The sequence below is a fragment of the Delftia sp. DS1230 genome, assembly GCF_040112715.1.
Lineage (GTDB): Bacteria > Pseudomonadota > Gammaproteobacteria > Burkholderiales > Burkholderiaceae_C > Comamonas > Comamonas tsuruhatensis.
In genome coordinates this window covers 78,805-93,107 of sequence record NZ_CP157763.1, presented here as the reverse complement: position 1 = coordinate 93,107, position 14,303 = coordinate 78,805, and the positions used below count along the sequence as shown (strand labels likewise).

Genomic DNA, 14,303 nt, shown 5'->3' with positions numbered 1-14,303 from the left:
TCAGCTCCTTTGCCCCAACAGGCCCTGTGGCCGCCACACCAGCACCACCGCCATCAGCAGGTAGACGCTCATGCCGCTGAGCTCCTGGAAAAACAGCTTGCCGAAGGTATCGACAAAGCCCACCAGCAGCGAGGCCAGCAGCGCGCCCGTGATCGAGCCGATGCCGCCGATCACCACCACCACGAAGCAGATGATGAGCACGTTGCCGCCCATGCCCGGATAGACCGAACTCATGGGCGCGGCGATCATGCCCGCCAGTGCCGCCAGCGCCACGCCGATGGCGAAGACGATGCGGTACAGGCGCTTCACGTCGATGCCCAGGCCGCGCACCATGTCGCGGTTGCTGGCGCCCGCGCGCACCATCATTCCCAGGCGCGTGCGGTTGACCACCCAGTACAGCGCCAGCGCCACCAGCAGGCACACGCCCGAGGCGAACAGCCGGTACCACGGATAGCTCATGAGCCCGCCCAGCGAGAAGCTGCCCGACAGCCAGCCGGGCAGCGGCACGCCATGCACGTCATTGCCCGCCAGCAGCGAGCGCAGCTCCTCGAACACCAGGATCAGCCCGAAGGTCATCAGCACCTGCTGCAGGTGCTCGCGCTCGTAGAGGTAGCTGAAGAAGGCCCACTCCAGCGCATAGCCCAGCACCACGGTCAGCGCCACGCCGGCCAGCAGCATGGTGATGAAGTGCTGGCCCAGCAGCGGGGACAGCGCAAAGGCCATGTAGGCGCCGATCATGTAGAAGCTGCCATGGGCCAGGTTGATCACGCCCATGATCCCGAAGATCAGCGTCAGGCCCGAGGCCAGCAGGAACAGCAGCAGCCCGTACTGGACGGCGTTCAGGCACTGCACGAGAAAGGTGGCAAGGTCCATGGCGATGTCCGTATGCGTCCGTATATGAGTGCGCCCTGCGCCTCACATGCGGCAGCCGCGGCCGGTATCGCCCAGGGCCTTGATGGCCACGCCCATGCGCTGGTTCTTCTTGCCCACGACCTTGCGCAGGTACATGTCCTGCACGGGGTTGTGCGACTTGCTGATGGTGAAGTCGCCGCGCGGGCTGGGGATGGTGGCCTTCTCGATGGCCTGGCGGAACTCGGCCTTCTTCGCGATGTCGCCGCCCGCCGCCTTCAGGCCCACGCCCAGCATCTGGGCGGCGTCGTAGCCCTGCACGGCATACACATCGGGCATCAGCTTGTAGGCCTGGGCATAGGCGGAGCGAAAGCGCCGGTCGCGCTCCGTGCCCAGCTCGTCGGCGTAGTGCAGCGTGGTCAGCACGCCCTGGGCGGCCTCGCCCTGGGCCTCCAGCGTGCCGTCGGTCAGAAAGCCCGAGCCGTACAGCGGGATGGTCTTGTGCAGGCCGGCCGCGTGGTAGTCCTTGACGAACTTGACGGCGCCCGCGCCCGCGAAGAAGGCAAACACCGCATCGGGCCTGGCCGCCGCGATCTCGGTCAGCAGGGCCTGGAACTCCACGTTGGGAAAGGGCACGGTGAGCTGCTTGCTGACCTTGCCGCCCTCCTTCTCGAAGCCTTCCTTGAAGGCATTGGTCATCTCCTCGCCGGCCGCGTATTTCCAGGTGATGGTCATGGCGGTTTTCCTGCCTTCCTGCCTGGCGGCCACCACGCCCATGGGATAGGAGGACTGCCAGTTGGAGAAGGACGAGCGGAAGATGTTGGGCGCGCACATGGCGCCCGTGACCGCATCGGCGCCTGCATTGGGCACGATGAGCACGGTGCCGCTTTCCTTGGCCGCGCGCGCCATGGCCATGGCCACGCCCGAATGCACGGTGCCCACCAGCACATCGACCTTGTCGCGCTTGATCAGGCGGTTGACGTTGTCCGTGGCCTTGGCCGGATCGGACTCGTCATCGACCTTGAAGAACTCGATCTCGCGCCCGCCCAGCCTGCCGCCGTGCTCGTTCACGAACATGCGAAAGCCGTTTTCTATGGCCGAGCCCAGCGCCGCATAGGTGCCGCTGTAAGGCAGCATGAAGCCGACCTTGATCTTGTCCTGCGCATATGCGCCGCAGGACAGGGAGGCCGTCAGGGCGAGGGCGGCCCAGTGTTTGCGATCGATGTTCATGCGTGTCTCCTTGTGGTGGATGGGTCTTGCTTTGCGGGTTTTGCTCACACAATTCATTTCGGTTCTCCATGGCACTGCCACGCCCCTTGAAACTGGCGCGTCCCAAAGCGAGGGACACCGAGGAAGGGCCGCCCCGCACCGAGGGTGTCGTCCCCCTCCCTCGCTCAGCGAGTAGAGAGGGGGAAGCCGCGTAGCGGCTCAGGGGGTGTACTGGCTTCGCGCTCTCGGAGCCTGAAACGCTGGATCTTTCCGGTGGCGGTCTTGGGAAGTTCGTCCACGAATTCGATGAAGCGCGGGTACTTGTAGGCGGCCAGGCGCTGCTTCACGAAGGCCTTGAGTTCAGCCTCGGTGGCGCTGCAGCCGTCCTTGAGCACGACGAAGGACTTGGTCTTGAGCAGGCCGTCGGCGTCGGTCTTGCCGATCACGGCGGCCTCCAGCACGGCCGGGTGCTGCATCAGCGTGGCCTCGACCTCGAAGGGAGAGACATAGATGCCGCTGACCTTGAGCATGTCGTCGCTGCGCCCGGCATAGGTGTAGTAGCCATCGGCGTCGCGCACGTACTTGTCGCCGCTCTTGAGCCAGCCGCCCTGGAAGGTCTCGCGCGTCTTGTCGCGGTTGCCCCAGTACATGAGGGCGGCGCTGGGGCCCTGGATGAACAGGTCGCCCACCTCGCCATCGGCCACGGGGCGGCCGTCCTCGCCGCGCAGCTCCACGCGGTAGCCGTCCACGGGCTTGCCCGTGGTGCCGTAGCGGATGTCGCCAGGCCGGTTGGACAGGAAGATGTGCAGCATCTCGGTGGAGCCGATGCCGTCCACGATGTCGGCGCCGAAATGCGTCTTGAAGCGCTGGGCGATCTCGGCCGGCAGCGCCTCGCCGGCCGAGGAGCACATGCGCAGGCTGACCTGCTCGCGCGCGGGCAGCAGCGGCGAGGCCAGCATGCCCGCAAAGCCCGTGGGCGCGCCGAAGAACACCGTGGGCCGATGCTGCACCCAGCGCGCGAAGGTGGCCTCGGGCGTGGGCCGCTCGGCCATCAGCAGCACGGTGGCGCCCACGCTCAGCGGAAAGCTCAGGGCATTGCCCAGGCCGTAGGCGAAGTAGAGCTTGGCGGCGGAAAAGCAGATGTCGCCCTCGCCCAGGCCCAGCACCGGGCCGCCATAGAGTTCGGCCGTCCAGTACGGATTGGCATGCGTGTGGACCGCGCCCTTGGGCTTGCCCGTGGAGCCCGAGGAATACAGCCAGAAGCCCGGGTCATCGCCCAGCGTGGGCGCCGGTGCGGGCAGCGGCGGCTGCGCCGCCAGCCAGGGCTGCAGGGGCGCAAAGCCTGCGGCGCGCGCCGCCGCTTCGTCGCCAGCCACCCAGACATGGCGCACCTCGTTGGGCGCCCGGTCCAGCGCCTGGCGCAGCAGGGGCAGCAGCGCATCGCAGGTCAGCACGGCCTGGGCGCGGCTGTGGCCCAGCATGTAGGCGTAGTCGTCGGCCGTGAGCAAGGTGTTCACCGCCACCGGCACCACGCCCGCATACAGCGCGCCCAGAAAGGCCACGGCCCATTCATGGCGGTCGTGCATGAGCAGCAGCACGCGTTCCTCGCGGTGGATGCCCGCCGCCAGCAGGCCGCTGGCCATGCGCTGCGCCTGCTGCTGCAGCTGGCCGTAGCTCAGCGTGCCGTGGTCGTCGATGTAGGCGATCTTGCCGGGCCGCCCCTCATTGAGCGCGAACAGGTGCGCGGCGAAATTGAAGGGCTGGGTGAAGTCGATCATCGGGGTCTCCTTCGACATCGGGCATCCGGCCCGACTTGTGATCTTCCGCACAACATGCAATATTGTGCGTGCACCGAAAAGATAGTTAGAACGCCACCGAGCGTCAAGCACTATATTGCATGGCTGGTGTTAACCCCGACTGTTTATCATTCACGCCCTCTTCAAGGAAACTCTATGGACCAGTTCGAGACGGCAGCCCAGTCCGCCGGGGCGGCGGATTCCCTCTCAGAAGCCCCCAGGAACCAGGTGCTGCAAGCGCTGGGCGAGCGTGTGCGCAGCCTGCGCTCGCGCCGGGGCATGACGCGGCGCGCCCTGGCGGCGGCGGCCGATGTCTCGGAGCGCCACCTGGCCAACCTCGAATACGGCACGGGCAATGTGTCGGTACTGGTCCTGCACCATATTGCACAGGCCCTGCAATGCTCCATGGCCGAGCTGCTGGGCGACGTGACCACCACCAGCGCCGAATGGCTGCTGATCCGCGAGCTGCTGGAAGGCCGCAATGAAGAGGACCTGCGCCGCGTGCGCCTGGCCGCAGGCGAGCTGCTGGGCACGGCGCCCAGCGACCGCCAGCGCCACACGCGCATCGCCCTGATCGGACTGCGCGGCGCGGGCAAGTCCACGCTGGGCCGCATGCTGGCCGAGCAGCTGGGCGTGCCCTTCCTCGAACTCAACCAGGAAATCGAGCGCATTGCGGGCTGCAGCGTGCGCGCCATCCACGACCTGTACGGTGCCAACGCCTACCGCCGCTACGAGCGCCGCGCGCTGGAGGAAGCCGTGCAGATCTACAGCGACGTAGTCATCGCCACGCCGGGCGGCATCGTCTCCGACCCGGCCACCTTCAACGAGCTGCTGTCGCACTGCACCACGGTCTGGCTCAAGGCCCAGCCCGAGGAGCACATGGCCCGCGTCGTGGCCCAGGGCGACACCCGCCCCATGGCCGCCAATCCCGAGGCCATGGACGATCTGCGCAGCATCCTCGAAGGCCGCGCCGGCTTCTACGCCAAGGCCGACCACGTGGTGGATACCAGCGGGCAGACGCTGGAGCAGAGCTTCGACCAGTTGAAGGCACTGTTCCTGCCCCCACGCTGAGACGGCGGCAGCAACCCACGGCATCCAGGCCCCAGGCCTGGATTTTTTTCGCCTGTGCTGGCTGGTGTTTACCCTGGATATGGCCAAAACACGCACTATCATGCGTGTTGCTGCGTGCATTTTCTGGATGAATTTGCATAATTGTGCCTGCACCGTATCTGCGACTGCACTATTTTTCATCCAAGAGGCCGTCCATGCACCCGTCCAGCCCCACTGTCGATTACCGCACCGAGCCCGCCCAGTACCGCCACTGGTCGTTCACCGTCGAGGGCGCCATCGCCCGCATGCAGCTGAACATCGCCGAGGACGGCGGCATACGGCCCGGCTACAAGCTCAAGCTCAACAGCTACGACCTGGGCGTGGACATCGAGCTGCACGACGCGCTCAACCGCATCCGCTTCGAGCATCCGCAGGTACGCACCGTCATCGTCACCAGCGGGCGCGACCGCATCTTCTGCTCGGGCGCCAACATCTTCATGCTGGGCGTGTCCAGCCATGCCTGGAAGGTGAACTTCTGCAAGTTCACGAACGAGACGCGCAACGGCATCGAGGACAGTTCGCGCCACTCGGGCCTGAAGTTCCTGGCCGCCGTCAACGGCGCCTGCGCGGGCGGCGGCTACGAGCTGGCCCTGGCCTGCGACGACATCGTGCTGATCGACGACCGCTCCTCCTCCGTCTCCCTGCCCGAGGTGCCGCTGCTGGGCGTGCTGCCCGGCACGGGCGGCCTCACGCGCGTGACCGACAAGCGCCATGTGCGCCATGACCTGGCCGACATCTTCTGCACCAGCGTGGAAGGCGTGCGCGGCCAGCGCGCCGTGGACTGGCGCCTGGTCGATGCCGTGGCCAAGCCCGCGCAGTTCGAGGCCGTGGTGGCCCAGCGCGCGCAGCGCCTGGCCGAGGGCAGCACGCGCCCCGCCAATGCGCAGGGCATCACGCTCACGCGCCTGGAACGCGAAGCCACGGACGATGCGCTGCACTACCGCCATGTCAGCGTGCAGATCGACCGCGCGCGCCGCAGCGCCACGCTGACCGTGAAGGCGCCCACGCTTGGGCAGGGCCCGCAGCCCGCCACCCTCGAAGCCATCGAGCAGGCCGGCGACGCCTGGTGGCCGCTGGCCATGGGCCGCGAGCTGGACGACGCCATCCTGCACCTGCGCACCAATGAGCTGGACGTGGGCACCTGGCTGCTCAAGACCGAAGGCGATGCCGCCGCCGTGCTGGCCGCAGACGCAGCCCTGCTGGCCCACCAGGACCACTGGCTGGCGCGCGAGACGCTGGGCCTGCTGCGCCGCAGCTTTGCGCGGCTCGATGTGTCCTCGCGCACGCTGTTCGCGCTGATCGAGCCCGGCTCCTGCTTCGTGGGCATGCTGGCCGAGCTGGCCTTCGCGGCCGACCGCGCCTACATGCTGGTGCTGCCCGATGACACCGAGCGCGCCCCGCGCATCCAGCTGGACGAATTCAATTTCGGCCTGCTGCCCCTGGTCAACGACCAGTCGCGCCTGCAGCGCCGCTTCTACGAGGAGACAGCGCCGCTGGAGGCCGCGCGCGCCGCCACGGGCCGCGCGCTGGACGGCGACCAGGCCCTGGCCCTGGGCCTGGTCACGGCCGCGCCCGACGACATCGACTGGGACGACGAGATCCGCATCGCCATGGAAGAGCGCGCCGCCATGTCGCCCGATGCGCTCACGGGCCTGGAGGCCAACCTGCGCTTTGCCAGCCGCGAGAACATGGTCACGCGCATTTTTGGGCGCCTGTCGGCCTGGCAGAACTGGATCTTCAATCGCCCCAATGCCGTGGGCGACAAGGGCGCTCTCAAGCTCTACGGCACGGGCCAGAAGGCCGGCTTCGACTTCAACCGCGTCTGACCGCAGGCACGCCCCGAAACATCCACGGAGACCCCACCATGAGCGCCATCAACTACAGCGAGAAGATCCCCAACAACGTCAACCTCGGCGAAGACCGCACCCTGCAGCGCGCGCTGGAGAGCTGGCAGCCCAACTTCCTGAACTGGTGGGGCGACGTGGGCCCCGAAGGCTCCACCGACTACGACGTCTACCTGCGCACCGCCATCAGCGTGGACCCGCAGGGCTGGGCCCAGTTCGGCCACGTGAAGATGCGCGACTACCGCTGGGGCATCTTCCTGAACCCGGCCGAGGCCGACCGCAAGGTGCACTTCGGCGACCACGCGGGCGAGAAGGCCTGGCAGGACGTGCCCGGCGAGCACCGCGCCAACCTGCGCCGCATCATCGTCACCCAGGGCGACACCGAGCCCGCCTCGGTGGAGCAGCAGCGCCACCTGGGCCTGACCGCGCCGTCCATGTACGACCTGCGCAACCTGTTCCAGGTCAACGTGGAGGAAGGCCGCCACCTGTGGGCCATGGTCTACCTGCTGCACAAGCATTTCGGCCGCGACGGCCGCGAGGAGGCCGAGGCCCTGCTGGAGCGCCAGTCCGGCGACGAGAACAACCCGCGCATCCTGGGCGCCTTCAACGAGAAGACACCCGACTGGCTGTCCTTCTTCATGTTCACCTACTTCACCGACCGCGACGGCAAGTTCCAGCTGGCCGCGCTGGCCGAGAGCGCCTTCGACCCGCTGGCGCGCACCACCAAGTTCATGCTGACCGAGGAGGCCCACCACATGTTCGTGGGCGAGTCCGGTGTCTCGCGCGTGCTGCAGCGCACCTGCCAGGTCATGAACGAGCTGCGCACCGACGACGTGGGCCGCCTGCGCGCGGCCGGCGTGATCGACCTGCCCACGCTGCAGCGCTACCTGAACTTCCACTACAGCGTGACCATCGACCTGTTCGGCGCCGACCAGTCCAGCAATGCCGCCACCTTCTACAGCAGCGGCCTCAAGGGCCGCTACGAGGAAGGCAAGCGCGCGGACGACCACCGCCTGCACGACCAGCACTACAAGGTGCTGGAAGTGGTGGACGGCAGGCTGCAGGAAAAGGAAGTGCCCATGCTCAACGCGCTCAACGAGGTGCTGCGCGACGACTACATCAAGGACTCCAACGCGGGCGTGGGCCGCTGGAACAAGGTCATGGAAAAGGCCGGCATCGATTTCCGCCTCACCGTGCCGCACAAGGCCTTCAACCGCCAGATCGGCGCGCTGGCGGGCGTGCGCATGAGCCCCGACGGCCGCGTGGTCAGCGAGCAGGAATGGCGCATGCGCGAGGCCGAATGGCTGCCCACGGACGCCGACCGCGCCTTCGTCGCCTCGCTCATGGGCCGCTGCGTGGAGCCGGGCCAGTTCGCGGGCTGGATCGCGCCGCCGGTCATGGGCATCAACCGCCAGCCCGTGGATTTCGAATACGTGCGCTTCAACTGAAGCGCCGCGCCAGCAGGGAGTCGCCCATGACAGTCGCCTTGGTAGAACACGGCATCCTCACCCAGCACCTGATCGACCCGGAGATCTGCATACGCTGCAACACCTGCGAGGCCACCTGCCCCGTGGGCGCCATCACGCACGATGACCGCAACTACGTGGTACTGGCCGAGCAGTGCAACGGCTGCATGGACTGCGTCTCGCCCTGCCCCACGGGCGCCATCGACAACTGGCGCAAGGTGCCGCTGGCGAGCGCCTATCCCGTGGCCGAGCAGCTGCTCTGGGACGAGCTGCCCGAGGAGCTGCCGCCTGAGGCGCTGGTCCAGGCACTGGTTCAGGCACAGGCCACAGTGGACGCGCCCGCCGCCGAGGACCTGAGCCAGGCCCAGGCCGTGATCGCGGCGGCCGCCACGCGCGGTGCGGATGCGTCCCGGCCCGACGACCAGGCCGATACCCAGGTGTTGCGCAGCGCCAGCTACGGCGCCACCGTGCCGCCCTGGTCGGCCGCCCATCCGTACACCAACCTGCATGGCCCCAGGAGCCCCGTCACGGCCACCGTGGTCGGCAACCTCAACTGCACGGAGGCGGGCTTCGACAGCGAGACCCACCACATCGTGCTGGACTTCGGCAGCCAGCCGTTCCCCGTGCTCGAAGGCCAGTCCATCGCCGTCATCGCGCCCGGCACCGATGCCCAGGGCCGCCCGCATGTGGCGCGCCAGTACTCGGTGGCCAGTGCGCGCAATGGCGAGCGGCCCGGCTACAACAACCTGGCGCTGACCGTGAAACGCGTCACCCAGGACCACCAGGGCCGCCCCGTGCGCGGCGTGGCCAGCAACTACCTGTGCGACGCACGCATAGGCGACAGGGTCCAGGTCATAGGCCCGTTCGGCCAGTCGTTCCTGATGCCCAACCATCCCCGCTCGCACATCGTGATGATCTGCACGGGCACGGGCAGCGCCCCCATGCGCGCCATGACCGAATGGCGCAGGCGGCTGCGCAAGAGCGGCAGGTTCGAGGGCGGCAAGCTCATGCTGTTCTTCGGCGCACGCACGCCGCAGGAGCTGCCCTACTTCGGCCCGCTGCAAAGCCTGCCGCGCGACTTCATCGACAACAACCTGGCCTTCTCGCGCGTGGCCGGCCAGCCCCGGCGCTACGTGCAGGACCTGCTGCGCGAACGTGCGGCCGACCTGGCGGCCCTGCTGCGCGACGACAACGCGCACTTCTACGTCTGCGGGCTCAAGAGCATGGAGGAAGGCGTGGTGCTGGCACTGCGCGACGTGGCGCAGCAAGCCGGGCTGGACTGGGAACAGGTCGGCGCGCGCCTCAAGCGCGAAGGCCGACTGCATCTGGAGACTTATTGAACCGCCACAGGCCCATACGCATCGCCGGCCAGGGCCTGGGCCAGTATCCAGGCAGGGTCCACCAGCTCGGCACCGCGCGCCAGCGGCGACTGCGGCAGGGCCAGCGGGATCTCGGTGCAGCCCATGATCACGGGCACATCGCCATGGCGCTGCAGCAGCGGCGCCAGCACCTCACCGAAGCAGCGCGCGGCCAGGTCCATGTCGCCCTGCTTGACGCCGTCGTAGATGCCCTGCATGAGCCGCGCGCGGCCCTGCGCATCGGGCTGCAGCGCGGTGATGCCGCACTCGGCCAGTGCCGCGTCGTACAGGCCGCTGTCATAGGTGCCCTGCGTGGCCAGCACGATGGCCTGTTGCGCGCCGCCGGCCTGCAGGTGCAGGGCGGCCTGGCGCGCGATGTGCAGCACATGCAGCTGCGGAAAAAGCGCCTGCAGCTGCCCATGCCAGGCATGGGCCGTGTTGCAGGCCAGGGCCACGCTGCGCACGCCCAGCGCCGCCATGCGGCCCACGCCCTGCAGCAGGTGCTGGGCCGGCCCCGTGGGCGACTGCGGGTCCGCGCGCAGCGCGGCGCTGCGGTCGGGCATGGGCAGCTGCACCAGCCAGTGTTCGGGATAGGCCTGGTCATGCACGGGCAGGCCCTGCTGCTGCAGGTGCGCCGTGCAGGCCTGCACGAACAGGCGCACGAAATCCGCGCCTGCGGCCGGGCCCATGCCCCCGAGAATGCCCACCGCGCGCGGGGGCTGAAGCTGCTGCTGCATGCTGCGATCCGAAATCAAAAAGCGGGTTTGTCGCTGAGGTCCTGCAGGTTTTTCTGCAATTGCTCGCTCATCGGCAGGCCCAGGGCCACGTTCCTCGGGGCAATGGGCTGCATGAACCACTTGTCATACAGCCTGGCGAACGCGCCCGACTTCATCATGTCGCCGATCACGCCATCGACCAGCTGCTTGAACTGGGCATCGTCCTTGCGCAGCATGCAGGCATAGGGCTCGACCTGCAGCGAGTCGGCCACCACCTCGAAGTCCCCGGGATTCTTGGCCGTGGGGATCAGGCCGAAGAGCAGGATGTCGTCCATGCCGAAGGCCGCGGCGCGGTCGTTCTCCACCAGCAGAAAGCCGTCCGCATGGTCCTTGGCCATGACGATGTTCATGCCCCAGGCCTTGTCGGCATTGGCCTTGCGCAGCACCTGCAGGTTGGTGGTTCCCGTGGTGATGGCCACGGTCTTGTCCTTGAGGTCGGCGTAGTTTTTGATGCCCGAACTCTTCTTCACCAGCAGCCGCGTGCCCGTGTAGAAATGGTTGATGGCAAAGGCCACCTCCTTGCCGCGCACCGTGTTGTTGGTGGTCGAGCCGCATTCCAGGTCGATGGTGCCGTTGGCCAGCAGCGGCATGCGGTTCTGCGAGGTCACGGCCTGCCACTGCACCTTGAGATCGGACCGGTTCACCGCCTTCTTCACGGCCTCGGCCACGGCCTGGGACATCTCCACCGTCATGCCAATGGGCTTGCCGTTGTCCAGGTAGCTGAAGGGCACGGAGGACTCACGGTAGGCCAGCGTGATGCGGCCGCTGTCGCGCACCTTGGCCAGCGTGTCGGCATGGGCCGCAGCCAGGCCGCCCAGGGCCAGGGCCGCGCACAGCGCGGTGGTGTGAAGTTGCATGCTTGTCTCCTCGTCTTTGGTGGATGTGCGGCCAGTGTAGGAAGGGCGGCGGCCTTTGCGGAATGACAATATCGGGCCGGTCCATGCCCGCCGGTTATGGGCTGTCGCCCTGCCCTGAGCAGCAGCCCCCGGCCATAACCTGCGTGCATGGCCCGTGTGCCAAATGCCATGGCCCGGCCTGCCGCGCGCGGCCTACAGTGCGGCTGCATGGAGAAACGATCAATGCATGTATGCATCGTGGGCGCCGGCATCGTCGGCCTGGCAACGGCCTGGACGCTGCAGCAGGCCGGCCACCGCATCACCGTGCTGGACCGCGCACCGGGCCCCGCCCAGGGAGCCAGCGGCGGCAATGGCGCGCAGCTGAGCTATTCCTACGTGCAGCCGCTGGCCGATCCCGGCATCTGGAAGATGCTGCCCCGCCTGCTGCTGCAAAAGGATTCGCCGCTGGCCTTCCGCCTGCGCGCCGACCCCGCGCAATGGGCCTGGGGACTGCGCTTTCTGGGTGCCTGCAATGCCCATGCCTCGGCCGAAGGCACGCGCGCCCTGCTGGCCCTGGCCGCCGAAAGCCGCCAGGCCTTCGAGTCGCTCCAGGCCGACGAAGCACTGGCCTGCGACCTGCACACGCCCGGCAAGCTGGTGCTCTACCCCACCCAGCAGGCGCTGGATGCCGCCGCGCAGCAGGTGGCACTGCAGGCCGGCCTGGGTGGCGCGCCGCAGCGCATCGTCAACGCCGCCGAAGTGGCGCGCATCGAACCCGCGCTCGCCGGCTACGCCCAGCGCATTGCAGGCGCCGTACACACGCCCAGCGAGGCCGCAGCCGACTGCCGCCTGCTGTGCGAACAACTGGCCGCCCGGCTCACCGCACGCGGCGCCGAACTGCGCTACGGCGTGGAGCTGCAGGGTTTCGAGCGCGAGGGCGACGCCATCACCGGCCTGCGCACCGCCGCAGGTCCGTTGCCGCTGCGCGCCGACCACTACGTGCTGGCCAGCGGCTGGGAAAGCGCGGTCCACGCGCGCCAGCTGGGCCTGCGCATTCCCGTCTATCCGCTCAAGGGCTACAGCATCACCGCCGATGCCGCCGCGCAGCTGCCGCACGCCGCGCCCCGGGTCAGCGTCACCGACACCGCACGCAAGGTCGTCTTCGCACGCATCGGCGAACGCCTGCGCGTGGCCGGCATGGTGGAGATCGTGGGCCGGGACACGCGCACCGACCCGCGCCGCATCGCCAGCCTGCGCCGCTCCACGCAGGAGGTCTTCGCCGACCTGCCGCTGGACGGCAACCTCCACCCCTGGACCGGCATGCGCCCCGCCACACCCACCGGCCTGCCCCTCACCGGCCGCCAGCGCGGCGGCCCGCGCAACCTGTGGCTGCAGACGGGGCATGGCGCGCTGGGGCTGACGCTGGCGTTCGGTTCGGCGCAGAGGCTGGTGGGGCAGATGGAGCAGGCCTGAAACCCGCAGGCCTCAACCAGCCAGCAACTCGCGCAAGGCCTTGCGCATTTCCTCGGTCATTGCCCGCGCCAGCACCGACCCCGGCCGCTGGGGCAGGCTCAGGGCATTCACACCCACCGTGATGCGCGGCAGCAGGGGCACGACATGGACCTTGCGGCGGTCGGCGGCCAGGGCGGTGCAGCCGTCCATGATGGCGGCGCCCAGGCCGTACTCGGCCATGGACAGGGCCGCGTGGTAGGTCTGCACGGTGACCACGGGCGACAGGCCCACGCCGTGCTCGCGGCAGGCCTGGCCCAGGCGCATGCCCAGCGGGTCGCGCGCATCAAGCGCGACCACGGGCAGCTCGGCCAGGTCCTTGAGCTCCATGCCCTCTTCGCGCACGCGCGAGGGCGGCAGCAGGCCCTTGGGCAGCACGCAGAACATGTCCACCTCGGCCAGCAGCTCATGCTCCAGCGCGGGCTGGCCCACGGAGCTGATGACGAAGCCCACGTCGGCCTCCTGCAGCAGCAGGGCCGAGACCACCTGGGGCGTGTGCAGCGCCTGCACATGGACCTGCACCTGCGGGTGGCGGCGCCGAAATCCGGCCACGGCGCGCGGCAGCACCTCGCGGCTGAGCGCGAAGACGGTGAGCACGGTGAGCCGGTCCGCTGCCCGGCCATGGCGCAGGTTGTCGGCCAGACGCTGGACCTCGTCGAGCTGCTCGAACAGCTTCTCGATGTGGGGGAACAGCGCCAGCGCCTCATTGGTGGGCGTGAGCCGCCCGCGTGCGCGCTGGAACAGCGCAAAGCCCAGCTGCAGCTCAGCGTGCTGCAGGGTGCGGCTGACGGCCGGCTGGGTGATGTTGATCAGCCGTGCGGCAGCGCTGACGCTGCCGGTCTGCATGACGGCATTGAAGACCTCGATGTGGCGCAGGCGCATGGGCCGTCCTCAGCACGGTCACTCTTGAGCGGACTGCGCGCGCGCCAGCCGCTCGCTTTTCCAGTACACGTCGTCGCCGCCATCCATGCGGTTGAGCACGCGTGCCAGCACGAACAGCAGGTCGGACAGGCGGTTCAGGTATTGGCGCGGCGCGGGCCGCATGACCTCGCCCTGCTCCAGCGCCACCACCATGCGCTCGGCACGGCGCGCCACGGTGCGGCAGACATGGGCCTGGGCCGCTGCGCGGCTGCCGGCCGGCAGGATGAATTCCTGCAGCCGGGGCAGCTGCGCGTTGTAGTGGGCCAGCGCTTCATCGAGCTGCAGCAGGGCGTCGTCCTTGAGCAGTTCATAGCCGGGAATGGACAGCTCGCCGCCGAGGTTGAACAGCTGGTGCTGCACATCGACCAGCAGCTCGCGCACGTCGTCGGGCAGGGCCTCGCACAGCAGCAGGCCGATGTGGGAATTGAGCTCGTCCACATCGCCCATGGCGTGCGGGCGGCCGCTGTTCTTGGAGACACGCGTGTTGTCGCCCAGGCCCGTGCTGCCGTCGTCTCCGGTGCGCGTGGCGATCTGTGTCAAACGGTTGCCCATGGGCGTTCTCCTTGGCGGTGCGGGGGTGGAAAGTCGGACCCGTAACGGCCCAACACCCAATTGTGCGTTACAGGCGG

12 protein-coding genes are annotated in these 14,303 nt (G+C 68.4%); 5 read left to right on the top strand and 7 right to left on the bottom strand.

Annotation, left to right across the window (positions count from 1 at the left end):
• From AAN986_RS00385 to AAN986_RS00375, 3 genes are all read right to left on the bottom strand, one after another.
• A complete protein-coding gene (locus AAN986_RS00385) occupies positions 1 to 873 on the bottom strand; it encodes a branched-chain amino acid ABC transporter permease (RefSeq protein WP_047217555.1) in 873 nt (290 codons plus the stop codon).
• Between the two features lie 42 nt (positions 874 to 915).
• Positions 916 to 2,079, bottom strand: coding sequence for an ABC transporter substrate-binding protein (locus AAN986_RS00380; protein ID WP_047217554.1), 1,164 nt, complete (start codon positions 2,077 to 2,079; stop codon positions 916 to 918).
• A 164-nt stretch (positions 2,080 to 2,243) separates the two neighbouring features.
• Positions 2,244 to 3,836, bottom strand: a complete 1,593-nt coding sequence (locus tag AAN986_RS00375) for a benzoate-CoA ligase family protein (RefSeq protein ID WP_047217553.1) — start codon at positions 3,834 to 3,836, stop codon at positions 2,244 to 2,246.
• Positions 3,837 to 4,010: 174 nt separating this feature from the next.
• Here AAN986_RS00375 and AAN986_RS00370 point away from each other — a divergent pair, with 174 nt between their 5' ends.
• The 4 genes from AAN986_RS00370 (at position 4,011) to boxA (ending at position 9,614) form a co-directional block, all read left to right on the top strand.
• Complete coding sequence (locus AAN986_RS00370; protein ID WP_047217552.1) at positions 4,011 to 4,925, top strand: helix-turn-helix transcriptional regulator; 915 nt, start codon at positions 4,011 to 4,013, stop codon at positions 4,923 to 4,925.
• 194 nt (positions 4,926 to 5,119) lie between these two features.
• Positions 5,120 to 6,790, top strand: a complete 1,671-nt coding sequence (gene boxC / locus AAN986_RS00365) for a 2,3-epoxybenzoyl-CoA dihydrolase (protein ID WP_047217551.1) — start codon at positions 5,120 to 5,122, stop codon at positions 6,788 to 6,790.
• Between the two features lie 38 nt (positions 6,791 to 6,828).
• Positions 6,829 to 8,256, top strand: a complete 1,428-nt coding sequence (boxB, locus tag AAN986_RS00360; protein WP_047217550.1) for a benzoyl-CoA 2,3-epoxidase subunit BoxB — start codon at positions 6,829 to 6,831, stop codon at positions 8,254 to 8,256.
• A 26-nt stretch (positions 8,257 to 8,282) separates the two neighbouring features.
• Complete coding sequence (gene boxA / locus AAN986_RS00355) at positions 8,283 to 9,614, top strand: benzoyl-CoA 2,3-epoxidase subunit BoxA (RefSeq protein WP_047217549.1); 1,332 nt, start codon at positions 8,283 to 8,285, stop codon at positions 9,612 to 9,614.
• Here the strand turns inward: boxA and AAN986_RS00350 are convergent.
• On the bottom strand, positions 9,608 to 10,369 hold the full coding sequence (locus tag AAN986_RS00350; RefSeq protein WP_047217605.1) for an amino acid racemase: 762 nt from the start codon (positions 10,367 to 10,369) through the stop codon (positions 9,608 to 9,610). The two genes, boxA and AAN986_RS00350, sit on opposite strands and share 7 nt — an antisense overlap.
• Positions 10,370 to 10,383: 14 nt before the next feature.
• Complete coding sequence (locus AAN986_RS00345; RefSeq protein WP_047217548.1) at positions 10,384 to 11,265, bottom strand: amino acid ABC transporter substrate-binding protein; 882 nt, start codon at positions 11,263 to 11,265, stop codon at positions 10,384 to 10,386.
• Between the two features lie 222 nt (positions 11,266 to 11,487).
• Between AAN986_RS00345 and AAN986_RS00340 the strand changes: the two genes are divergently transcribed.
• Positions 11,488 to 12,717 carry a D-amino acid dehydrogenase gene (locus AAN986_RS00340; RefSeq protein WP_047217547.1) on the top strand — a complete coding sequence of 410 codons (1,230 nt, stop codon included), beginning with the start codon at positions 11,488 to 11,490 and terminating at the stop codon, positions 12,715 to 12,717.
• 12 nt (positions 12,718 to 12,729) lie between these two features.
• Here the strand turns inward: AAN986_RS00340 and AAN986_RS00335 are convergent, their stop codons facing one another.
• On the bottom strand, positions 12,730 to 13,635 hold the full coding sequence (locus AAN986_RS00335) for a LysR substrate-binding domain-containing protein (RefSeq protein WP_016452275.1): 906 nt from the start codon (positions 13,633 to 13,635) through the stop codon (positions 12,730 to 12,732).
• A gap of 18 nt (positions 13,636 to 13,653) precedes the next feature.
• A complete protein-coding gene (locus tag AAN986_RS00330; RefSeq protein WP_046987903.1) occupies positions 13,654 to 14,226 on the bottom strand; it encodes a cob(I)yrinic acid a,c-diamide adenosyltransferase in 573 nt (190 codons plus the stop codon).
• Positions 14,227 to 14,303 lie beyond the last annotated feature (77 nt).

What these genes read in the sequence shown, in the direction of transcription:
- AAN986_RS00385 (WP_047217555.1), bottom strand. Translation starts at nt 873, where the DNA reads ATGGACCTTGCCACCTTTCTCGTGCAGTGCCTGAACGCCGTCCAGTAC.
- AAN986_RS00380 (WP_047217554.1), bottom strand. Translation starts at nt 2,079, where the DNA reads ATGAACATCGATCGCAAACACTGGGCCGCCCTCGCCCTGACGGCCTCC.
- AAN986_RS00375 (WP_047217553.1), bottom strand. Translation starts at nt 3,836, where the DNA reads ATGATCGACTTCACCCAGCCCTTCAATTTCGCCGCGCACCTGTTCGCG.
- AAN986_RS00370 (WP_047217552.1), top strand. Translation starts at nt 4,011, where the DNA reads ATGGACCAGTTCGAGACGGCAGCCCAGTCCGCCGGGGCGGCGGATTCC.
- boxC (WP_047217551.1), top strand. Translation starts at nt 5,120, where the DNA reads ATGCACCCGTCCAGCCCCACTGTCGATTACCGCACCGAGCCCGCCCAG.
- boxB (WP_047217550.1), top strand. Translation starts at nt 6,829, where the DNA reads ATGAGCGCCATCAACTACAGCGAGAAGATCCCCAACAACGTCAACCTC.
- boxA (WP_047217549.1), top strand. Translation starts at nt 8,283, where the DNA reads ATGACAGTCGCCTTGGTAGAACACGGCATCCTCACCCAGCACCTGATC.
- AAN986_RS00350 (WP_047217605.1), bottom strand. Translation starts at nt 10,369, where the DNA reads ATGCAGCAGCAGCTTCAGCCCCCGCGCGCGGTGGGCATTCTCGGGGGC.
- AAN986_RS00345 (WP_047217548.1), bottom strand. Translation starts at nt 11,265, where the DNA reads ATGCAACTTCACACCACCGCGCTGTGCGCGGCCCTGGCCCTGGGCGGC.
- AAN986_RS00340 (WP_047217547.1), top strand. Translation starts at nt 11,488, where the DNA reads ATGCATGTATGCATCGTGGGCGCCGGCATCGTCGGCCTGGCAACGGCC.
- AAN986_RS00335 (WP_016452275.1), bottom strand. Translation starts at nt 13,635, where the DNA reads ATGCGCCTGCGCCACATCGAGGTCTTCAATGCCGTCATGCAGACCGGC.
- AAN986_RS00330 (WP_046987903.1), bottom strand. Translation starts at nt 14,226, where the DNA reads ATGGGCAACCGTTTGACACAGATCGCCACGCGCACCGGAGACGACGGC.